This is a genomic window from Streptomyces fructofermentans, from assembly GCF_014651055.1.
Classification (GTDB): Bacteria; Actinomycetota; Actinomycetes; order Streptomycetales; family Streptomycetaceae; genus Streptomyces; species Streptomyces fructofermentans.
Window position 1 is genome coordinate 129704 of sequence record NZ_BMWD01000020.1, and the last position, 20378, is coordinate 150081.

A 20378-nucleotide genomic window follows, 5' to 3' on the forward strand; every position below is an offset into this window, starting at 1 on the left:
GGACAGGACCGTGGACTTCACCTTCACCGAGGAGCAGCAGGCGGCCGTGGAGGCGGCGAAGGCGGTGTTCGGCGGGGTGGCGCCGGACGGCGTGCCGAGCCCCTCGCTCACCGCGGGAGCCGTCGCGGACGACTTCGACCGCGCCCTGTGGGCCGGACTGGCCGACGCGGACCTGCTGAGCCTGCTGCTCGACGCCCGCCACGGCGGCGCGGGCCTGGACGCCGTCGCGCTGTGCCTCGTGCTGCGCGAGGCGGGGAGGGTGCTCGCGCGGGTACCGCTCCTGGAGAACACCGCCGCGGCGGTGACCGTACAGGCCTACGGCGGCGAGGACTTGGCCGCCGACCTGCTCGCCCGGGCCGGCCGGGGCGAGACGGTGCTGACCGTGGCCGCGGGCGGACGCACCGGCCACGACAGTGCCGAACTCGCCGTGACCGCGCGGCGCGAGGACGACACATGGGTCCTGGACGGGGTCCAGACCGCCGTCCCGTGGGCCCAGGGCACGGACTTCGTTCTCGTGCCCGCACAGAGCACCGGCTCGGGCCGCCCCGTGCTCGCCCTCGTACCCCGCGGTCACGAGGGCTCGTCACTCGCCGAGCAGGTCTCGACGACGGGGGAACGGCTCGGCGAACTCCGGCTGGACTCCGTCCGCATCCCCGCCCGTGACGTCATCGACGCCGACGGGGCCTGGGAGTCGCTGCGCGACCTCCTCGCCACCGGGACCTGCGCGCTGGCGCTCGGCCTGGGGGAGGGCGTTCTGCGGATGACGAGCGACTACACCGGCAAGCGGGAGCAGTTCGGCCATCCGATCGCCACGTTCCAGGCCGTGGCCGTGCAGGCCGCCGACCGCTACATCGACCTGCGCGCGATGGAGGCGACCCTCTGGCAGGCCGCGTGGCGGATCAGCACGGGGGCCGGCGGGGCGCTGCCCGTGTCGGGCGACGTCGCCGTCGCCAAGATCTGGGCCTCCGAGGGCGTACGCCGCGTCGTGCAGACCGCACAGCACCTGCACGGCGGCTTCGGCGCGGACGTCGAGTACCCCCTGCACCGCTACCACGCGTGGGCCAAGCACCTGGAGCTCTCGCTCGGTCCGGCGGCGGCGCACGAGGAGGCGCTGGGAGACCTGCTGGCGGCCCATCCCCTGGGCTGAACCCGGCCGGAGCCCCGGCCGGGCGCGCTACAGCACGAAGCCCGGTTTGCCCTCCGCGTTCACCACGGGGCGCCCCGCGGCCGCCCAGACCTGCATGCCGCCGTCGACGTTCACCGCGTCGACGCCCTGCTGGACCAGGTACATCGCGACCTGGGCCGAACGTCCGCCGGAACGGCAGATCACGTTCACCCTGCCGTCCTGCGGCGCCGCCTCGGTCAGCTCGCCGTAACGGGCGACGAAATCACTGATGGGGATGTGCAGTGCCCCTTCGGCGTGACCCGCCTGCCATTCGTCGTCCTCCCGGACGTCCAGCAGAAAGTCTCCGTCCGCGAGATCCCCGACCTCGACCGTGGGCACACCAGCTCCGAAATGCATGCCCCCGACGCTACCCGACGCGCGGCCCCCACCCGGGCCCGCCCGCTCGACCGGGCCCTCGGCACCGGGGCCGCCCGCCGTCCAGGAACTCCGGATGCCGGGGGCTGTGCCGCGGTTCGGCCCGAGGGCTCGGCCCCAGGACTCAGGGCTCGGCTCGCGGGGGGCTCAGCCGCGAGAGGCTCGGCGCGCGAGGGCTCGGCGCGCAGGGGCTCAGCCCGACGCCTGCGCTCCCGCATCACCGCCGAGGAGGCCCATGAGGTGGGCCTCGCGCTCGCTCACCTGCGCCAGCAGCTGCTCGGCGATCTCCTCCAGGAGGCGGTCGGGGTCGTCCGGCGCCATCTTGAGCATCGCGCCGATCGCGCTCTCCTCCAGGTCACGGGCCACGAACGCGAGCAGTTCCTTGCGCTGGGCGAGCCATTCGAGGCGGGCGTACAGCTCCTCGCCGCGGCTGGGCCGCCACTCCTCACGCACGGGGCCCGCGGCCCATTCCGCGGTCAGCTCGCGGAGCAGTGCCTCGTCGCCCCGCCCGTACGCGGAGTTGACCCGGGCGATGAACTCGTCCCGCCGCGCCCGCTCGGTGTCGTCCGGTGCCAGGTCGGGGTGCGCCTTGCGGACGAGGTCCCGGTAGAGCTTGCGGGCCTCGTCGCTGGGCCGGACCCGCTGCGGCGGCCGCACCGGCTGCTCGGTCAGCATCGCCGACGCCTCCGGGGACAGCCCGTCCGAGTCGAGCCAGTCGTGGAACAGCTCCTCGATGCCCGGCATGGGCATGACCCGGGCCCGCGCCTCCTTGGCGGCGCGCACGTCGTCGGGGTTGCCGGTCCGGGCGGCGCGGGCCTCGGCGATCTGGGCGTCCAGTTCGTCGAGCCGCGAGTACATCGGTCCGAGCTTCTGATGGTGCAGCCGCGAGAAGTTCTCCACCTCGACGCGGAACGTCTCCACCGCGATCTCGAACTCGATCAACGCCTGCTCGGCAGCCCGTACGGCCCGCTCCAGCCGCTCCTCCGGCCGCTCCTCGGCCTGCGGCTCGGAGTCGGACTCGGCCCGAGGCGCGGAGCCCTCTCCGGGAGTGCCGGCCGCCGGTCCGTCCGTCGGCGCGTCGGTCGGCGCACCCGCCGGCCCGTCCGTCGCGGCGGTGGTCGCCGTCTCCGTACCGTCCGCCCCGTCCGGGGCGGCGCCCTGTGACGCCTCGGCGTCCGGCACGCCCGGCTCGGCGCCCGAAACGGCGCTCGCATCGGGGGCGGGGACCTCGTCGACGCGCGGTTCGTCGGCGCCGGGCTCCGTGGTGGGCTCGGAGGGGGACTGCTCAGCTTCCGGGGTCGTCACCCACTCAGCCTAGGCCACACTCCGGCCGCCCATTCGAAGCACCGGAACAAGGGCCTCCCCCATCCTCTCCAGGTGGCCGGAACGCCACCTTCCGGCCGCATGGACGGCCCGGACGGGATGCGCGAGGACACCGGCCGGCCCGAAGCGGCTCCGCCACGACGGGGCCAGCCGGTCCGTCAGCCCCTTCAGACCCCCAGTTCCGCAGCGATCCGGCCCGAGCGCACGGCCTTCACCAGTTCCGCGTGGTCCGCCTCGGTCCGGTCCGCGTACTCCACGGAGAAGTCCGCGATCGCCTCGTCCAGCTCCTCGCTCTTTCCGCAGTACCCGGCGATCCGCCGGGGATCGGCACTGTGGGCGTGCGCCCGTGCCAGCAGCGCTCCCGTCATCCGGGCGTAGTCGTCCATCTGGTCCGCGGCGAGCGCCGCCGGATCGACGCTGCCCTTGCGGTTGCGGAACTGCCGCACCTGGAAGGGCCGCCCCTCGACGGTGGTCCAGCCGAGCAGGATGTCGCTGACGACCTGCATGCGCTTCTGCCCGAGAACGACCCGGCGCCCCTCGTGCCCCATGTCGGGGGTCGTGAGTCCGACCGCTTCCAGATGCGGCACGAGGACCGACGGCCGGGCCTCCTTGACCTGGAGGACGAGCGCCTCACCGCGGTGGTCGAGCAGCAGCACCACGTACGACCGGGTGCCCACGCTTCCGGTGCCGACCACGCGGAACGCCACGTCGTGCACCGTGTAGCGCGCGAGCAGGGGCAGGCGGTCCTCGGAGAGCGTGCCCAGGTAGTCCTCCAGCGACAGGGCGACCGCGGCGGCCTCCGCGTCGGGGACCCGCCGCAGCACCGGCGGGGCGTCGACGAAGTGGCGCCCGCCTCCCTCGACGACCTCGGTCGACTTCGCCGCGAACCGCCCGCTGGTGTTGCCCCGCGCCTTCTCCGAGACCCGTTCGAGGGTGCCCAGCAGGTCGTGGGCGTCGGCGTGCGAGACCAGTTCCTCGTCCGCGATGGCGTTCCACGCGTCCAGGGCGGGAAGCTTGGCGAGCAGCCGCATCGTGCGCCGGTAGGAGCCGGTCGCGAAGTGCGCGGCCTTGCGGCACGTGTCCTCGTCCGCCCCCGCCTCGCGTCCCGCGAGCACCAGCGAGGCCGCGAGGCGCTTGAGGTCCCACTCCCACGGCCCGTGCACGGTCTCGTCGAAGTCGTTCAGGTCCATGACGAGGCCGCCGCGCGCGTCTCCGTACAGGCCGAAGTTCGCCGCGTGCGCGTCGCCGCAGATCTGCGCGCCCACGCCCGTGACGGGTGTGCGGGTGAGGTCGTAGGCCATGAGGCCGGCGGAACCGCGCAGGAAGGCGAAGGGCGTGGCGGCCATCCTCCCGACCCGCATGGCCGTGAGCCCGGGGATGCGGCCGTGGTTGGACTCCTCGACCGCGCTCACGGCACCCGGGCGGCCGCCGTTCGTCTCGATGGAGGCGTGCGCGCCGCGCGGGACCGAATCCCGCAGCGCCTTGCCCTCCTCCTTGGGTGAGCCCTCCTCGGGCCACTGGCCGAACCCGCGAACCCCCGGAACCCTTGTCGTCCCGGCCGCCGCGCCACCGCTCCCGCTCATCCGAACCGCCTCCCCCGCGCACGAACATCAAACTCGTGACGACCGTACAACCGGGCACCGATTCGCGTGAGCCCCTGTGGACAACTCCACGGCTGTGGAAAACCCGCAGCTCAGCAAGGAAGGCCCCGCAGCCCCGGGCCGAGCCCCCCGCGACCACCCCGGAGGGTTCCGGTGAGCACTCCGGACGGCCTCCACGGCTTCCGGAAGCGTTCAAGGGGAAGCCCCGTCGAAGAGTGAACCTGAGGAAACGAATCCGCAGGTCAGCGCATCGCAACCATGATCACTCAAGGCAGTGAACCATCTGCTCCGGCAGAACCATGACCCGGTGTTCCCGGTTGGTGCGACTGAAACCCAAGCCATATCGAAGGAGATTCCGATCATGGTCATGCGCGGGTCCAGGTACCTCGTCGCCCTTGCCGCCGCCGGAGCGCTCGTGCTGTCGAACTCAACGGCGGCCGAAGCCAGTGCCGTGGGGTCGACCCCCGTCCAGAGCTTCCAGTACAGCATCGGCGGCATGCCGATGAAGATCCCCACCGGCTGCATGTTCACGCACGTCGTGCGAGGCGGCGGCAAGAAGATCACCTACCAGAACGCCGGCGTCGACTGCGCCTTCGTGGCGGCCCTCGGAACGGGCTTCTGCAACTGGCGCATCGACTTCACCTACGCCAACACCAGCAACAGGACGTACCGGACGTCCCGAGGGCGGACGCACCCTGAATGCAAGATCGACCCCATGCGGAACAACGCGCCTCAGAAGCTGCCCCGCTTCGGGAAGGCGTGTGCGCACCTGTACGTCAACGGCGTACGTCGCGTGAGCCAGTGCCACCACATCACGAAGTGAGCCGCCCCATGGTCGAGCAGCAGCAGGGACAGGACGCCGCCCGGGAGGAGCGGCTGCGCCGGGCCGCGGGCGCCGCCTTCGGCCTCGGGCTGGTGGCCACGCTCGTCCTCCTCGCCGTCTTTCCCGGGCTTCCCCACGTCTTCGACTGGGGCGCCGTCGTCTTCGCCGCCCTGGTCGGCGGGCTCGCCCGGTGGGCCTGTCTGGCCTGGATGAGGAAGCGGCACGGCACGGGCGGGTGAGGGGCGTCCCGCACGCGGCCCGGAAACCCGGGTCGGGCGACCGCATCGCCACGACCGCGCGGCCGGGGCCGGCGACGGTCGCCGCGGCCCGGGGCGGGGCCGCGTGCGGGACGCCCCGGGCCGCGGCGACCGTCCTGGAGACCGCGGACATCAACCGGGCGGCCGCCAGGACCTGAGCGGCACGTGGGGGGCCGGCGCCGGGAACCGCGGCGCCGCCTCCCGCCCTGGGCCGGCCCATGATCCATCGTGAGATACCTCACCACGGGGCCCCGTCCCTGGAGAGACCCGCCACAGCCGCGGGGCACCCGCGGGACCCGCCCCCGAAGCGGACCAGGACAACGAGAAACGGGCCTCCGTCAGAACTTTCGTCCTGACGGAGACCCGTCTTCCGTATGGTGCGCGAGGGGGGAGTTGAACCCCCACGCCCTTTCGGGCACTGGAACCTGAATCCAGCGCGTCTGCCTATTCCGCCACCCGCGCATTGGGTGTGTCCCGGGCTCCCGCCCCGTGGGGGTGAGCGCCTCTCGACATGCAGAAGATTAGCACGGTGCCGCGGGTGGATTCACATCCGTTTCCGAGGGGCAACCGCAGGGCAGCGGACCTTCGCGCAGGCCCGGCGGAACCCGTGGGAACACCCCGCCGGGCGCCCGTGCCCCACGGTCCCCGCGTTCCACGTATCAGCGAGAACCGGTTCACGTATCAACCTCGTACCGGTCACGGCCTTCTCCCCACGAGGAGGCAGAGGTCCGCAGCCGGGTGCGGGACACTGTGGTGAAGCCACCTCTACGATCCATCCCGTACGGAGTGGTCGCGGGGGAGTTCGAAGAGGCGCTCCGGAGGGAACGTGCGGGAGGACTTCAGTGGGCATCGACACCTGTCGAGCGTGCCGACAGGGGGAACCAGCCGATTTCCCGGCGCGTGGATACGATCAGTAAGCAGTACCAGGGCGACGACATAGGAGGAGGTGCCCCATGGGAGTCCTGAAGAAGTTCGAGCAACGTCTCGAAGGTCTGGTCAACGGCACCTTCGCCAAGGTGTTCAAGTCCGAGGTCCAGCCCGTGGAGATCGCCGGAGCGCTCCAGCGCGAGTGCGACAACAACGCCACCATCTGGAACCGCGACCGGACGGTCGTGCCCAACGACTTCATCGTCGAACTGAGCACACCGGACTTCGAGCGGCTCAGCCCGTACTCGGGCCAGCTCGGCGACGAGCTGGCCGGCATGGTCCGCGACTACGCCAAGCAGCAGCGGTACACCTTCATGGGCACCATCAAGGTGCACCTGGAGAAGGCCGACGACCTCGACACCGGTCTGTACCGGGTGCGAAGCCGTACGCTCGCCTCCTCCGCCAACCAGCAGGGGGCTCCGGACCGCGCGCCGAGCGGTCCGCCGCCGGGGGGCCGGGGACAGGCCGGCGGCTACGGCTACCCGCCCGCCGCCGCTCCTCCGATGCCCGCCGCGCCGCCGCCGGGCGGCCGTCCCGGTGCCGCACCCATGGGCCAGCGGCCCCCGGCCGCCCCGCAGCCGGGCGCGGGCGGACGTACGCGGCACTGGATCGAGGTCAACGGCAACCGCCATCAGATCTCCCGCTCGACGTTGGTGATGGGGCGCAGCACCGAAGCCGACGTGCGGATCGACGACCCCGGCGTCTCGCGCCGGCACTGCGAGATCCGGACCGGAACGCCCTCGACGATCCAGGATCTGGGGTCCACCAACGGCATCGTGGTGGACGGGCAGCACACCACCCGCGCTACGCTCCGCGACGGCTCGCGGATCGTCGTGGGCAGCACCACCATCATTTACCGGCAAGCCGAAGGGTGAAGCGGGGGCAATGTCAGAGCTGACCCTCACGGTCATGCGGCTGGGTTTCCTGGCCGTACTGTGGCTGTTCGTGATCGTGGCCGTGCAGGTCATCCGCAGCGACCTGTTCGGAACGCGCGTCACACAGCGCGGCTCGCGCCGGGACGCCAACCGACCGCAGCAGGCGGCGCGCCAGACCGCGCCCCCGCCGCAGCGCCAGCAGGCGGCACCGAGCACCGGCGGCCGCCAGCGCCGCGGTGCGCCCACCAAGCTGGTCGTCTCGGAGGGCACCCTCACGGGCACGACGGTCGCCCTCCAGGGGCAGACCATCTCCCTGGGCCGCGCGCACGACAGCACCATCGTGCTGGACGACGACTACGCCTCCAGCAGGCATGCCAGGATCTACCCGGACCGTGACGGCCAGTGGATCGTCGAGGATCTCGGGTCCACGAACGGCACGTATCTCGACCGGACCCGACTGACGACTCCCACGCCGGTCCCGCTGGGCGCAGCGATCCGCATCGGCAAGACCGTCATCGAGCTGCGGAAGTAGTACCACGTCATGAATGAGCGCGAGCGGAGCGAGCGAGCAGCGGCGGTCCACACGAGGGACCCCGGCGCGCTCCCGACCGGAGGGTGGGCACCGTGCGGATGTACCCGGAGCCGACGGGCGAGGTGCGCATGAGTCTGTCACTGCGCTTCGCCGCCGGATCGCACAAAGGCATGATCCGCGAGGGGAACGAGGACTCCGGCTACGCCGGGCCCCGTCTGCTCGCGATCGCCGACGGAATGGGCGGCCAGGCCGCCGGCGAGGTCGCCTCCTCCGAGGTGATCTCGACCATCGTCGCGCTCGACGACGACGTGCCCGGCTCCGACATCCTCACCTCGCTGGGCACCGCCGTGCAGCGGGCCAACGACCAGCTCAGGATGATGGTCGAGGAGGACCCCCAGCTCGAAGGCATGGGGACCACCCTCACCGCGCTCCTGTGGACCGGTCAGCGCCTCGGTCTCGTGCACGTCGGCGACTCGCGCGCGTACCTGCTGCGGGACGGCGTCCTGACGCAGATCACGCAGGACCACACCTGGGTGCAGCGACTCGTGGACGAGGGGCGCATCACCGAGGAGGAGGCCACCACCCACCCGCAGCGCTCCCTGCTGATGCGCGCGCTGGGCAGTGGCGACCACGTCGAGCCGGACCTCTCCATCCGCGAGGTGCGGGCCGGCGACCGGTACCTGATCTGCTCCGACGGGCTGTCGGGGGTCGTCTCCCACCAGACGATGGAGGACACCCTCGCCAGCTACCAGGGCCCGCAGGAGACCGTGCAGGAGCTGATCCAGCTCGCGCTGCGCGGCGGCGGCCCGGACAACATCACGGTCATCGTGGCCGACGTCCTCGACATCGACTCCGGTGACACGCTCGCCGCGCAGCTCTCCGACACCCCCGTGGTCGTCGGGGCCGTCGCCGAGAACCAGCAGCACCAGCTCCACGACAACGGCGCCATGCAGACGCCCGCGGGCCGTGCCTCCAGCCTCGGCCGGCAGGTTCCGGGGCAGGGCGGCGGCGGGGAGTTCGGCCCGCCCGGCAGCGGCGACACCACGGGCTATGTGTCGACCGACAGTTTCGGCGACTACACCGACGACGACTTCGTCAAGCCGCGCACCGGCCGGAAGTGGCTGAAGAGATCCTTCTACATCGCGCTCGCGCTCGGCGTCATCGGCGGCGGGCTGTACGGCGGCTACCGCTGGACGCAGACGCAGTACTACGTCGGCACCAACGACGAGCACGTCGCGCTGTACCGGGGGATCAGCCAGGACCTGGCCTGGGTCTCGCTCTCCAAGGTGGAGAAGGACTACCCGAAGATCGAACTCAAGTACCTGCCGCCGTACCAGCAGAAGCAGGTCAAGGCCACGATCACCGAGGGCGGCCTGAACGACGCCGAATCGAAGATCGCCGAGCTGGAGACGCAGGCGTCCGCGTGCAAGAAGGACGCCGAGCGCCGCAGGGCCGAGAGCGAGCAGAACGCGAAGACCGGCGAGGGCGAGGCCGGCGGCGTCACGGGAACCACCCGGACCTCCGCCGCGTCCAAGGCGACACCCACGCCGACACCGTCCGGGTCTTCCCCGTCCGCCGACCCGTCCAAGTCCACGACCGCACCCACTCCGACACCCGGCCCCAGCCTCTCCGACGAGGAGCAGAAGCTGGTCTCGCTGTGCGGTAAGCAGTAAGCAGCCGTGAGGGGCCCTGTCACACGATGAGCAGTAGTACGAACACGCCGACGCACCACACGTCCACGATCGGATCGATCGGCGCACCCAGCCGACGCAACACCGAACTGGCCCTGCTGGTCTTCGCCGTCGTCATCCCGGTCTTCGCCTACGCCAACGTCGGCCTGGCGATCGACGACAAGGTGCCCACGGGCCTGCTGAGCTACGGCCTGGGCCTCGGCCTGCTGGCCGGCGTCGCCCACCTCGTCGTACGGAAGTTCGCGCCGTACGCGGACCCGCTGCTGCTGCCGCTGGCCACGCTCCTCAACGGGCTCGGCCTCGTGGTCATCTGGCGGCTCGACCAGTCGAAGCTGCTCCAGTCGATCAACCAGGCCGGCAACGCGGCTCCCCGCCAGTTGCTGTACACCGCGCTGGCGATCGCCCTGTTCGTCGTCGTGCTGATCTTCCTCAAGGACCACCGCGTCCTGCAGCGCTACACGTACATCTCCATGGTCGGCGCGCTGGTCCTGCTGCTGCTCCCGCTGGTCCCCGGCCTCGGTGCCGAGCTCACCTACGGCGCCAAGATCTGGATCTCGGTCGCCGGCTTCTCGATCCAGCCCGGTGAGTTCGCGAAGATCGTGCTGGCCGTCTTCTTCGCCGGCTACCTGATGGTCAAGCGCGACGCGCTGGCCCTGGCCAGCCGCCGCTTCATGGGCCTCTACCTGCCGCGCGGCCGCGACCTGGGCCCGATCCTCGTCGTCTGGGCGATCTCGATCCTCATCCTCGTCTTCGAGACGGACCTGGGTACCTCCCTGCTGTTCTTCGGCATGTTCGTGATCATGCTGTACGTCGCCACCGAGCGGACCAGCTGGATCGTGTTCGGCCTGCTGATGTCCGCGGCCGGCGCCGTCGGTGTGGCCAGCTTCGAGCCGCACGTCCAGACCCGTGTCCAGGCCTGGCTCGACCCGATGCACGAGTACACGCTCAGCCAGGCCGGTGTGCAGGACGGCGTGGTCCACTCCGAGCAGGCCATGCAGGCGCTGTGGGCCTTCGGCTCCGGCGGCACACTCGGCACCGGCCTCGGCCAGGGCCACTCCGAACTCATCCGGTTCGCCGCCAACTCCGACTTCATCCTCGCCACCTTCGGCGAGGAGCTGGGCCTGGCGGGTGTCATGGCGATCCTGCTCATCTACGGCCTGGTCGTGGAACGCGGCATCCGCACCGCCCTGGCCGCCCGCGACCCGTTCGGCAAGCTCCTCGCCGTCGGTCTGTCCGGCGCCTTCGGACTCCAGGTGTTCGTCGTCGCGGGCGGCGTCATGGGCCTGATCCCGCTGACGGGCATGACGATGCCGTTCCTTGCCTCGGGCGGTTCCTCAGTGATCGCCAACTGGGCGCTGATCGCCATCCTGATCCGTATCAGCGACACCGCGCGCCGCCCGGCCCCGGCCCCAGCCCCGAACCCCGACGCCGAGATGACCCAGGTGGTCCGCCCGTGAACAAGCCCCTGCGCCGGATCGCGATCTTCTGCGGGCTCCTCGTACTCGCCCTGCTCATCCGCGACAACTGGCTCCAGTACGTGATGGCCGACGACCTCAAGAACGACCCCAAGAACCGCCGGGTCGCCATCGCCCGCTACGGCACCCCCCGCGGGGACATCATCGTCGACGGCAACCCGATCACCGGGTCGACCAAGACGAACGGCGACGGCTACAACGACTTCGAGTACAAGCGCACCTACAAGGACGGCGCGATGTGGGCCCCCGTCACGGGCTACGCCTCGCAGGCCTTCGGTGCCACGCAGTTGGAGAACATCGAGGACGGCATCCTCACCGGCAACGACGACCGGCTCTTCTTCCGCCGCACGCTCGACATGATCACCGGCAAGAAGCAGGAGGGCGGCAATGTCGTCACCACGCTGAACGCCGCCGCGCAGAAGGCCGCGTACAAGGGCCTGCTGAAGCAGGGCAAGGGCGCGGTCGCCGCGATCAACCCGGAGACCGGCGCGATCCTGGCGCTGGCCTCGACCCCGTCGTACGACCCGTCGACCTTCGCCGGCAACTCCACGAAGGTGGACGGCAAGGCCTGGACCAAGCTCCAGAAGAAGAACAACCCCGACGACCCGATGCTGAACCGGGCGCTGCGCGAGATCTACCCGCCGGGCTCGACCTTCAAGGTCGTCACGGCCGCCGCGGCGCTGGAGCACGGTGTGGTCGACAGCGCGGACGAGAAGACGGACTCCCCGCTGCCGTACACCCTGCCGGACACCACGACCGAGCTGAAGAACGAGGGGAACATCCCCTGCAAGGACGCGACGCTGCGCGAGGCGCTGCGGGTGTCCTGCAACACGGTCTTCGGCAAGCTGGGCGTGGACGTCGGCAAGGAGCAGATGCTGGAGACGGCGAAGAAGTTCGGCTTCAACTCCGAGCAGTTCGTGCCGATCCGCTCCAGTGCCTCGATCTTCCCCGAGAAGATGGACCGGCCGCAGACCGCGCTCAGCTCGATCGGCCAGTTCGAGACGGCCACGACGCCCCTCCAGATGGCCATGGTGGCCTCGGCCGTCGCCAACGACGGCACGCTCATGAAGCCGTACATGGTCGACAAGCTCCAGGCGCCGAACCTCGACGTCATCGAGCAGACCGATCCGGAGGAGATGAGCAAGCCCCTCTCCGAGGACAACGCCCAGATCCTCCAGTCGATCATGGAGACCGTCGTCGAGAAGGGCACCGGCACCAACGCCCAGATCAACGAGGGCGGCGTGACCATCGGCGGCAAGACGGGCACCGCCCAGCGCGGTGTCGACAACAGTGAGAATCCTTACGCCTGGTTCATCTCGTACGCCAAGGTCGAGGACGGCAGCTCGCCGGTCGCCGTGGCCGTGGTGGTCGAGGACGAGAGCGCCAACCGCGACGACATCTCCGGTGGCGGCCTGGCCGCTCCGATCGCGAGGGACGTGATGAAGGCGGTCCTCGACGGCAAGTCGGGATCGTGATGAGCGTGCGGCGCACCCTCATCCGTAAAAAGCAGTGATGCCGCTCACGTCTCCCACACATCGGTGCACGTTGCGATACCGGTCCTGTATCGGGTGACGAATGTGGCCAGGTCAGTGAAGGCGAGCCGGGTACGGTATGCCCGGACAGCACACCGCCGGACCACACGTGGTGTGGTCGGGACCGTCGGAGAGGGCTGGTAGGTAGCTATGGAAGAGCCGCGTCGCCTCGGCGGCCGGTACGAGCTGGGCCATGTGCTCGGCCGTGGTGGCATGGCGGAGGTACATCTCGCCCATGACACACGGCTCGGCCGCACAGTGGCGGTGAAGACGCTGCGTGCGGATCTCGCGCGTGACCCGTCGTTCCAGGCCCGGTTCCGCCGGGAGGCCCAGTCGGCCGCCTCGCTCAACCATCCCGCGATCGTCGCCGTGTACGACACGGGTGAGGACTACATCGAGGGCATCTCCATCCCGTACATCGTGATGGAGTACGTCGACGGGTCCACTCTGCGCGAGCTGCTGCACTCCGGGCGCAAGCTGCTGCCCGAGCGCACGCTGGAGATGACCATCGGGATCCTCCAGGCGCTGGAGTACTCCCACCGCGCGGGCATCGTGCACCGTGACATCAAGCCGGCCAACGTCATGCTGACGCGCAACGGCCAGGTCAAGGTCATGGACTTCGGCATCGCCCGCGCCATGGGCGACTCCGGCATGACGATGACGCAGACCGCGGCGGTCATCGGCACGGCGCAGTACCTGTCGCCGGAGCAGGCGAAGGGCGAGCAGGTCGACGCCCGTTCCGACCTGTACTCCACCGGCTGCCTGCTCTACGAGCTGCTGACGGTCCGCCCGCCCTTCATCGGGGACTCCCCGGTCGCGGTCGCCTACCAGCACGTGCGCGAGGAGCCGCAGCCGCCGAGCGTCTTCGACCCCGAGATCACGCCCGAGATGGACGCCATCGTCCTGAAGGCGCTGACCAAGGACCCGGACTACCGCTACCAGTCGGCCGACGAGATGCGGGCCGACATCGAGGCGTGCCTCGACGGGCAGCCCGTCGCCGCCAGCGCGGCCATGGGCTCCGTCGGCTACGGCGGCTACCCGGACGACCAGCCGACCACGGCCCTGCGCTCGTCGGACAGCCAGCACACCACGATGCTGCCCCCGATGAACCCGGACGACGGCGGCTACGGCTACGACGACCGACCCGGGCGCCGTCGCCAGCAGAAGAAGAACAACACCTCGACGATCCTGCTGGTCGTCGCGGGCGTGCTGGTGCTCATCGGCGCGATCCTCATCGGCAAGTGGGCCTTCAGCGGCAACGGCGGTACGGGGAACGAGGCGTTCCCCGCGCCGAACTTCGTGAACCGGACGCAGGCCGAGGCCGAGCGGATGGCGAGCAACGTCGAGCTGAAGCTGACGATCGACAAGAAGCCCTGCGAGGACACTCCGAAGAACAGTGTCTGCGAGCAGACGCCGGCCGCGAAGACCCAGGTAAACAAGGGCGACACGATCACGCTGACGGTCTCCACGGGAGCGCCCAAGGTGGCCGTGCCCAACGTCATCGACGACTCGATCGAGTCCGCGACGAAGAAGCTCGAGGCCGAGAAGTACCAGTTCCAGGTCGAGATCAAGCGCAAGGAGTCCAGCGTGGAGGCCGGCACGGTCCTCGACCAGGACCCGAGCTCCGGCGAGGAGGTGGAGAAGGGCTCCACGATCACCCTCACCGTCGCCAAGGAGAAGGAACAGGCCACCGTTCCCGACGTCAGCGGCAAGAACTGCGACCAGGCCAAGGCGCAGATGGAGCAGAACGACCTCACGGGCAACTGCACCGAGGTGGAGACCGACGACGCCAACCTCGTCGGCAAGGTCGTCTCCATCAGCCCGCAGGCCGGCTCCGCGGTCGACCCCGGCTCCACGGTCACGATCCAGATCGGCAAGAAGAAGGCGGAGGAGCAGAAGTTCGCCATGCCGAAGGTGACCCAGATGACTCTCGGCCAGGCCAAGCAGGTGCTCGCACAGAGCCAGCTCCAGCTCGGCAACGTCCAGGGCTCGCAGGACGACAACTCCATCGTCCTGGCCAGCGACCCACGGGAGGGTTCCGAAGTGAAGGCCGGCGACAGGGTCAACCTGGTCACGGTCGACGCAGGACAGAACAACGGCGGCAACAACGGCGGCGGCTTCTTCGGAGGCGGCACCGGCGGCACGGTACGGAGCGAGGACTAGCCGTTTCCGCACCGCGGACCGGGCGGAGGCCGAAGCCCGGTCCACGGAGCCCCGCAGGGCCCTGAACGAAGCCCCGGCACCCTTGGAAGGGTGCCGGGGCTTCGTCGTCGGTCCGCGGCCTCACGGCGCCGGGGGCCGGCCGTCCTCGAGGGCGGGCGCCGCACCTCGGTGCCGGGGCGTGCGCCGGCGGTCACGCCGGGCCCGAGCCCGCCACGCGCCGCCCCGGGTGCCGGGTCAGCGCAGTTCCACCGGAGGGGTGCGCTCGTCGTCCACCTTCTCCACGCGGTCCAGCTCGCCCCACACCACGTACCGGTAGCGGGAGGTGAAGACGGGCGTGCAGGTCGTCAGCGTGATGTAGCGGCCCGCCTTCTCCTTCCCCGACTCCCGGGGTACGGGCGCGAGGACCTTGACGTTGAACTTCGAGGTCTCGGGGAGGATCGCGTAGACCTTGTAGACGTACCAGTCGTCCTTGGTCTCGAAGACGATCGGGTCGCCCTTCCTGAGCCTGTCGATGTTGTGGAACTTCGCGCCGTGGCCGTCACGGTGGGCCGCCAGCGAGAAGTTGCCCTTCTTGTCCTGCGGGAGCGCGGACTTGACGGGGTCCGTGTAGTAGCCGGCGACACCGTCGTTGAGGAGCTTCGCGGAGGTCCCCTTCTTGACCAGCACCTCGCCGCCGCTCATCGCCGGGACGTGCAGGAAGCCGATGCCGTCCTTGGTGTCCAGGCCGATCGGTCCCCGGTCCTCGGCCCAGTGGTCGCGGACCTTGTCGCCCTGCTTGCCGGCCTCGCGGTCCGCCACGACGTTCGTCCACCAGAGCGAGTAGGCGACGAACAGGCCGAGGACCAGACCGGCCGTGATGAGGAGTTCCCCGAAGACGCTGACGGCCGCCGCGATCGGGCCGACGCCCCGGCGCCGCCGCGGGCGCGAGGACGCGGGCGCGTCGGTGTGCTCTTCGTGGTCGGTCGTCGCTGCCACTGCGTTCGCCCCGTCTGGTCTCTTCTGGAATCTGGGATGTCTTGCGTTGTCCTGCCCGTCTCGCGCGTCCTGCACGTCTGCGCGGCCCGGGCTGTCCCGGGGAGTCTCACACGCGTCGGCCCGGCCTCCCGCGCCCTGCGGCGCGGCCGGCGTCCCGACGCGCCCTCAGTTGACGAGCACGCCCGGTTTGCCCTTGCTGCGCGGCCGTTCCTCGACCATCGAGCCCCAGACGATCATCCGGTACTTGCTGGTGAACTCCGGCGTGCACGTGGTGAGGGTGATGTACCGGCCCGCCTCGGTGAAGGTCGAGCCCTTCGGGATCGGCAGCAGGACGGACGTGTTGCTCGGCGAGGTGGCCGGGAGGATCGACGACATCTTGTAGACGAAGTACTTGTCCTGCGTCTCGACCACGATCGGGTCGCCCGGCTTCAGACGGTTGATGTACCGGAACGGCTCGCCGTGCGTGTTGCGGTGCCCCGCCAGCCCGAAGTTCCCCTTCTTCGCGTCCGGCATGGCGGTCTTCAGACCGTCCTCCGAGTAGTGGCCGACCATGCCGCGGTCGAGGACGCTCTTCTTGTCGATGCCCTCGGCGATGGGCACCACGACGTCCAGCTTCGGGATGTGCAGCAGCGCGAAGCCCTGACCTGGCTCGAACGTGCCCGGCTTGCCCTTGCCGCTCGCCCAGTCGTTCTGCAGGCTGCTCGCCTCGCTGCCCGCCTGCGCCTCGGCACGGACGTTGGTCCACCAGAGCTGGTACGTCACGAACAGGAGCATGAGCACGCCGGCGGTGATGAACACCTCGCCGACGGCCCGGCTGGCCACCACGGCGGCGCCCGGCTTCCGCTCCCGCGCCGCCCGCCGCGCGGCGACCCGCGAGAGGGCCGCTCCGGACCCCGACTGCTCCTCGTACCCCTCGACGTCCTCCGCGGGCCCTCCGTGGCGCCCCTGGCCCCTCGTGGCCCTGCGCCGGGCCGCACGGCCACCGGCCGGGACGTCGGCGCCTCCTGGGGCTCCTGGGGCTCCCGTGGGCGACGCGGCGGCCGGGCGGGTCCCCGGACGCGGCGACCCCGGTATGAACGCGGTGTCGGCCAGCCGCAGTCCCACGGTCTCGTCGTCCGCGGGAGGCGGGGTGTACCGGGGGGCCGACGGACGGGTGTCGGGGGCGGGCTGCTGCGGGCGCGCGTACAGCTCGTCGTACGACGGCTGCGGCGCCGTGCCGTAGGAGGGCTGGGCCGTCCCGTACGAGGGGTCGGCCACCGGGGTCCCGGGGGGCTGCGCGTACCCCTGGGCCCCGTACGCCGCCGACCGCGCCTGGGCCTGCGCCTCGGCCTGCGCCTGGGCCTGCTGCTGGTACATCTGCTGTGCCTGGTACCGCTGCTGCAGCGGGTCGACGTACGGCGGCTGCGGCTGCGGCTGGGCGTATCCGTGGACGGGGTCCGTGTCGGCCCGCCGTACCGGCTCCGCGTACGGCGCGGCACCCTGGCCGGGCTGCTGCGCGGCCCAGTCCCGCTGGTAGCCCTGCGGGTCGTACCACTCCTGCTCCGGCGGCGCGGGCGGCCGCTGCCCGGGCAGCGGATCGCTCAGCGGGTCGGCGAGCCCGTCGACGGCCGCCTGCATCGAACCGCCCGTGCGCCCGGCACCCGGCGCCTCGAACGCCGCAGCACCCCCGTACCAGGCGTCCTCGCCGTACGGGGCGGCACTGTCGCGCTCGGGGCGCAGGGCGGTCACGCCGTGGCCCTGCCCACCACCGGGGCGAGCCCCACCGACCTCGCCACGGCCCCCTGGTCCCCGCATTCGGCCAGCCAGTTGGCCAGCATGCGGTGGCCGTGCTCGGTCAGCACCGACTCGGGATGGAACTGCACTCCTTCGACGGGGAGTTCACGGTGCCTGAGACCCATGACGATCCCGTCGTGCGTGCGGGCCGTCACCTCCAGCTCGGCCGGCACGGTGTCCGGCTCGGCGGCCAGCGAGTGGTAGCGGGTCGCGGTGAAGGGGGACGGCAGGCCGGCGAACACGCCCCGGCCGCCGTGCTCGACGAGGGACGTCTTGCCGTGCAGCAGTTCGGGGGCGCGGTCCACGACTCCGCCGTAGGCCACCTGCATCGACTGCATGCCGAGGCAGACCCCGAAGACCGGCACTCCGGTCGCCGCGCAGTGCCGCACCATCTCGATGCAGACGCCTGCCTGTTCGGGAGCGCCGGGACCGGGCGACAGCAGCACGCCGTCGAAACCGTCCTGGGCGTGCGCCGTGGACACCTCGTCGTTGCGCAGGACCTCGCACTCCGCACCCAGTTGGTACAGGTACTGGACCAGGTTGAAGACGAAGCTGTCGTAGTTGTCGACGACGAGAATCCGTGGGCTCACTGGTTGTCCACCGTCACATCGTTGAAGGGCAGCAGTGGTTCGGCCCACGGGAAGACGTACTGGAAGAGCACGTAGACCACCGCGAGGACGAGCACGATGGAGAGCAGCGCCTTGATCAACGCGTTCCCCGGCAGAAGCCGCCAGATAAAGCCGTACATGCCGTCCCTTCCGTCGCACCCACGGCGCCAGACTCACGCCGTACCCAACCAGACTAACGGCGTAGAGCCTCCGGTTTCCCAGCCTCCACGGGCTGAGTTCCGTCGAGATGCGCCCAGACGATCAAGCGGTGGCTGTGTCCCCATTCCGGTTCGCAGGTGGTCAGCGTGAGATACCGGCCCGGCCTGGTGTACCCGGACTTCCTCGGTACGGGGTCGACGACAGCGGTGTCACGGGGGGTCGTCCGATAGGGCTTGCTGTCGACGCGGTACGTGAACCACGTCGTTCCGTCGGTCAGCACGACCGCGTCCCCCGGCCGCAGCCTGGGGAAATCCTTGAACGGGTCCCCGTACGTGCGCCGATGGCCGGCGACCGCGAAGTTGCCCCGCTCCCCGAGCCGGGCGGTGTGCGCGTAGTGGCCGAGCCCCTTCTTGAGGGTGCCGGTCCGCGTCCCCTCGAGTACGGGCTTGTGCCACGAGGAACCGAGCCGTGGGACGTACATCACGGCGAACGGCTTTCCGTCCCGGTAGGGGCCCGTTCTCCCCGGACCCTCCGGTTCGTCCGGTCCCGCGGCGGCCGACGGACCCGGGGCCGGCGACCCGGTCGCGACCGGGCCCCTCGCCCACTGGTCCTGGAGCATCGCGATCTGGTCGTCCATCGCGGTGTCGGCCTTCACGCCCGTCCAGAAGAGCACGTAGACCACGAAGAGGACGATCAGCATCCCCACCGTGATGCACAGTTCGCTGACCGTCCTGACGACCACTCGTACCGACACAACGCCCCCCAGCGGCAGCCGCTCCCCCACTCGGGGGCTCCTACCCCGCGGCGCGCCGGTCCAGAGCCGCTACTCCACGGGCTTCGCGTAGTGGAGATCCACTGTGCCGGAGTAGCCGGGAAGAGTCACCGCCCCGTCCTCCTCGACCTTCCAGCCGAGCCCGTACACGTTCACGTAGACCATGTAGTTCTGGATCGCCGCGGAGGCCGAGAGCGCCTTCTGGAGCTTCTCGGGGTCGCCGACCGCCTGGATCTTGTACGGGGGCGAGTAGACCCGGCCCTGGAGGATCAGCGTGTTGCCGACGCAGCGCACGGCACTCGTGGAGATCAGCCGCTGGTCCATCACCTTGATGCCCTCGGCGCCGCCCTGCCACAGCGCGTTCACGACGGCCTGGAGGTCCTGCTGGTGGATGACCAGGTAGTCGGGCTGCGGCTCGGGATAGCCGGGCAGCTTGGCGGTGGCGTTCGGCGGGGCGTCGTTGAGCGTGACCGTGAGGGCCTCGCCCCTGAGCTTCCGGGTGCCGGCGTTCTTCTCCAGGGCGGCGAGTTCGGCCGCCTCCGCGTCGGTGCTGCCGTTGTCCCGTTCGGCCAGCGACTCGACGTCTTCGCGCAGGGTGCCGTTGGTCTCGTCGAGCTGCCCGTTCTTGTGGCTGCGCTCCTGAATCAGGTCGGAGAGCCTCAGCAGCGACGCGTCCGTGCGGATGTTCGTACCCTTGGCAGTGTCGAAACTGGTGAAGAAGATGAGCCCGGCCAGGGCGAACACGGCCACGGTCAGCAGCCGTACCGGCCGGAATCGCCGGATACGGGCAGGGCTGGAACCCGGCTGTGGGGAGTCGGCAGAATTGCTCAACGTACCCTTATCTCCTTCGGCGCCTCGGAAGCACTACGCTAACGGACGCCCGGGGGAGCGCTGAGACTCCCCTTGTACGCTGCCCCGGAGCCAGCCCACGTACCCTGCGCGGCCACGCAGCGCATCGACAGGAGAGACCCTCGTGCCGAAGTCACGTATCCGCAAGAAGGCCGACTACACGCCGCCCCCGGCGAAGCAGGCGACCAACATCAAGCTGAACAGCCGCGGCTGGGTCGCCCCGGTCATGCTGGCCATGTTCCTGATCGGCCTGGCCTGGATCGTCGTGTTCTACGTGACGGACGGCTCGCTGCCGATCGACGCCCTGGGCAACTGGAACATCGTGGTGGGCTTCGGCTTCATCGCAGCGGGGTTCGGCGTCTCCACTCAGTGGAAGTAGCGCGGTTCCAGGGGGTACGGGGTCCGCGCGGACCCCGCACGGGCCTCTGTCCGCAAGCCCTGGCCCAAGTTCTCCACTGAGTTATCCACAGCGATTTCCACAGTGGGGAAAAGGTCAGAAGATC

Annotated in this window: 18 protein-coding genes, 1 tRNA gene and 1 pseudogene; 10 read left to right on the forward strand and 10 right to left on the reverse strand. The window is 70.5% G+C overall.

What is annotated here, in order from left to right; all coding sequences use genetic code 11:
* The first annotated feature begins 10 nt into the window (after nucleotides 1–10).
* The gene (locus IE265_RS25505; RefSeq protein ID WP_190038019.1) at nucleotides 11–1147 is read left to right on the forward strand and encodes an acyl-CoA dehydrogenase family protein; all 1137 of its coding nucleotides are present in this window, start codon (nucleotides 11–13) and stop codon (nucleotides 1145–1147) included.
* Between the two features lie 27 nt (nucleotides 1148–1174).
* Here IE265_RS25505 and IE265_RS25510 read toward each other — a convergent pair whose 3' ends face one another.
* The 3 genes from IE265_RS25510 to IE265_RS25520 form a co-directional block, all read right to left on the reverse strand.
* Nucleotides 1175–1504, reverse strand: coding sequence for a rhodanese-like domain-containing protein (locus tag IE265_RS25510; protein WP_190038059.1), 330 nt, complete (start codon nucleotides 1502–1504; stop codon nucleotides 1175–1177).
* A 228-nt stretch (nucleotides 1505–1732) separates the two neighbouring features.
* Complete coding sequence (locus tag IE265_RS25515) at nucleotides 1733–2845, reverse strand: J domain-containing protein (RefSeq protein WP_229916505.1); 1113 nt, start codon at nucleotides 2843–2845, stop codon at nucleotides 1733–1735.
* Nucleotides 2846–3030: 185 nt separating this feature from the next.
* Complete coding sequence (locus IE265_RS25520; RefSeq protein WP_190038020.1) at nucleotides 3031–4446, reverse strand: DUF2252 domain-containing protein; 1416 nt, start codon at nucleotides 4444–4446, stop codon at nucleotides 3031–3033.
* 385 nt (nucleotides 4447–4831) lie between these two features.
* Between IE265_RS25520 and IE265_RS25525 the strand changes: the two genes are divergently transcribed.
* Nucleotides 4832–5287 carry a hypothetical protein gene (locus IE265_RS25525; RefSeq protein ID WP_229916506.1) on the forward strand — a complete coding sequence of 152 codons (456 nt, stop codon included), beginning with the start codon at nucleotides 4832–4834 and terminating at the stop codon, nucleotides 5285–5287.
* Between the two features lie 8 nt (nucleotides 5288–5295).
* Nucleotides 5296–5526, forward strand: coding sequence for a hypothetical protein (locus tag IE265_RS25530; protein ID WP_190038021.1), 231 nt, complete (start codon nucleotides 5296–5298; stop codon nucleotides 5524–5526).
* Between the two features lie 393 nt (nucleotides 5527–5919).
* On the opposite strand, the gene IE265_RS25535 is transcribed toward IE265_RS25530, so the two are convergent.
* Nucleotides 5920–6006: transfer RNA gene (locus IE265_RS25535), tRNA-Leu, on the reverse strand.
* 491 nt (nucleotides 6007–6497) lie between these two features.
* Here IE265_RS25535 and IE265_RS25540 point away from each other — a divergent pair.
* From IE265_RS25540 to pknB, 6 genes are all read left to right on the forward strand, one after another.
* The gene (locus IE265_RS25540) at nucleotides 6498–7346 is read left to right on the forward strand and encodes an FHA domain-containing protein (protein ID WP_190038022.1); all 849 of its coding nucleotides are present in this window, start codon (nucleotides 6498–6500) and stop codon (nucleotides 7344–7346) included.
* Between the two features lie 10 nt (nucleotides 7347–7356).
* Nucleotides 7357–7878, forward strand: coding sequence for an FHA domain-containing protein FhaB/FipA (locus IE265_RS25545; RefSeq protein ID WP_190038023.1), 522 nt, complete (start codon nucleotides 7357–7359; stop codon nucleotides 7876–7878).
* 98 nt (nucleotides 7879–7976) lie between these two features.
* Nucleotides 7977–9551: a Stp1/IreP family PP2C-type Ser/Thr phosphatase gene (locus IE265_RS25550; RefSeq protein ID WP_190038062.1), complete on the forward strand. Its 1575-nt coding sequence runs from the start codon at nucleotides 7977–7979 to the stop codon at nucleotides 9549–9551.
* Between the two features lie 26 nt (nucleotides 9552–9577).
* A complete protein-coding gene (locus IE265_RS25555; RefSeq protein WP_190038024.1) occupies nucleotides 9578–11026 on the forward strand; it encodes an FtsW/RodA/SpoVE family cell cycle protein in 1449 nt (482 codons plus the stop codon).
* On the forward strand, nucleotides 11023–12519 hold the full coding sequence (locus IE265_RS25560) for a peptidoglycan D,D-transpeptidase FtsI family protein (protein ID WP_190038025.1): 1497 nt from the start codon (nucleotides 11023–11025) through the stop codon (nucleotides 12517–12519). Before IE265_RS25555 ends, IE265_RS25560 begins: the two co-directional genes overlap by 4 nt.
* 207 nt (nucleotides 12520–12726) lie before the next feature.
* Nucleotides 12727–14739, forward strand: coding sequence for a Stk1 family PASTA domain-containing Ser/Thr kinase (gene pknB, locus IE265_RS25565; protein WP_190038026.1), 2013 nt, complete (start codon nucleotides 12727–12729; stop codon nucleotides 14737–14739).
* 234 nt (nucleotides 14740–14973) lie between these two features.
* Here the strand turns inward: pknB and IE265_RS25570 are convergent, their stop codons facing one another.
* The 6 genes and pseudogenes from IE265_RS25570 to IE265_RS25595 form a co-directional block, all read right to left on the reverse strand.
* Nucleotides 14974–15714 carry a class E sortase gene (locus IE265_RS25570; RefSeq protein WP_190038027.1) on the reverse strand — a complete coding sequence of 247 codons (741 nt, stop codon included), beginning with the start codon at nucleotides 15712–15714 and terminating at the stop codon, nucleotides 14974–14976.
* A 165-nt stretch (nucleotides 15715–15879) separates the two neighbouring features.
* Entirely contained in the window at nucleotides 15880–17070 is a 1191-nt protein-coding gene (locus IE265_RS25575) for a class E sortase (protein WP_229916519.1), read from the reverse strand.
* Nucleotides 17071–17438: 368 nt separating this feature from the next.
* The gene (locus IE265_RS25580) at nucleotides 17439–18077 is read right to left on the reverse strand and encodes an aminodeoxychorismate/anthranilate synthase component II (protein ID WP_190038028.1); all 639 of its coding nucleotides are present in this window, start codon (nucleotides 18075–18077) and stop codon (nucleotides 17439–17441) included.
* Nucleotides 18074–18272 (reverse strand): annotated as a pseudogene (locus IE265_RS25585) (hypothetical protein). The gene IE265_RS25580 and the pseudogene IE265_RS25585 overlap by 4 nt, the downstream one beginning before the upstream one ends.
* A gap of 16 nt (nucleotides 18273–18288) precedes the next feature.
* Nucleotides 18289–19008 carry a class E sortase gene (locus IE265_RS25590; protein ID WP_190038030.1) on the reverse strand — a complete coding sequence of 240 codons (720 nt, stop codon included), beginning with the start codon at nucleotides 19006–19008 and terminating at the stop codon, nucleotides 18289–18291.
* A 69-nt stretch (nucleotides 19009–19077) separates the two neighbouring features.
* Entirely contained in the window at nucleotides 19078–19857 is a 780-nt protein-coding gene (locus IE265_RS25595; protein ID WP_190038031.1) for a DUF881 domain-containing protein, read from the reverse strand.
* 142 nt (nucleotides 19858–19999) lie between these two features.
* Here IE265_RS25595 and crgA point away from each other — a divergent pair, with 142 nt between their 5' ends.
* The gene (gene crgA, locus IE265_RS25600; RefSeq protein ID WP_190038032.1) at nucleotides 20000–20254 is read left to right on the forward strand and encodes a cell division protein CrgA; all 255 of its coding nucleotides are present in this window, start codon (nucleotides 20000–20002) and stop codon (nucleotides 20252–20254) included.
* The last annotated feature ends 124 nt before the right edge of the window (nucleotides 20255–20378 follow it).

Bases quoted from the DNA above. Each gene is read 5' to 3' on its own strand.
- IE265_RS25520 (WP_190038020.1), bottom strand. From the start codon at position 4,446: ATGAGCGGGAGCGGTGGCGCGGCGGCCGGGACGACAAGGGTTCCGGGG.
- IE265_RS25525 (WP_229916506.1), top strand. From the start codon at position 4,832: ATGCGCGGGTCCAGGTACCTCGTCGCCCTTGCCGCCGCCGGAGCGCTC.
- IE265_RS25530 (WP_190038021.1), top strand. From the start codon at position 5,296: ATGGTCGAGCAGCAGCAGGGACAGGACGCCGCCCGGGAGGAGCGGCTG.
- IE265_RS25540 (WP_190038022.1), top strand. From the start codon at position 6,498: ATGGGAGTCCTGAAGAAGTTCGAGCAACGTCTCGAAGGTCTGGTCAAC.
- IE265_RS25545 (WP_190038023.1), top strand. From the start codon at position 7,357: ATGTCAGAGCTGACCCTCACGGTCATGCGGCTGGGTTTCCTGGCCGTA.
- IE265_RS25550 (WP_190038062.1), top strand. From the start codon at position 7,977: ATGTACCCGGAGCCGACGGGCGAGGTGCGCATGAGTCTGTCACTGCGC.
- IE265_RS25555 (WP_190038024.1), top strand. From the start codon at position 9,578: ATGAGCAGTAGTACGAACACGCCGACGCACCACACGTCCACGATCGGA.
- pknB (WP_190038026.1), top strand. From the start codon at position 12,727: ATGGAAGAGCCGCGTCGCCTCGGCGGCCGGTACGAGCTGGGCCATGTG.
- IE265_RS25575 (WP_229916519.1), bottom strand. From the start codon at position 17,070: ATGTACCAGCAGCAGGCCCAGGCGCAGGCCGAGGCGCAGGCCCAGGCG.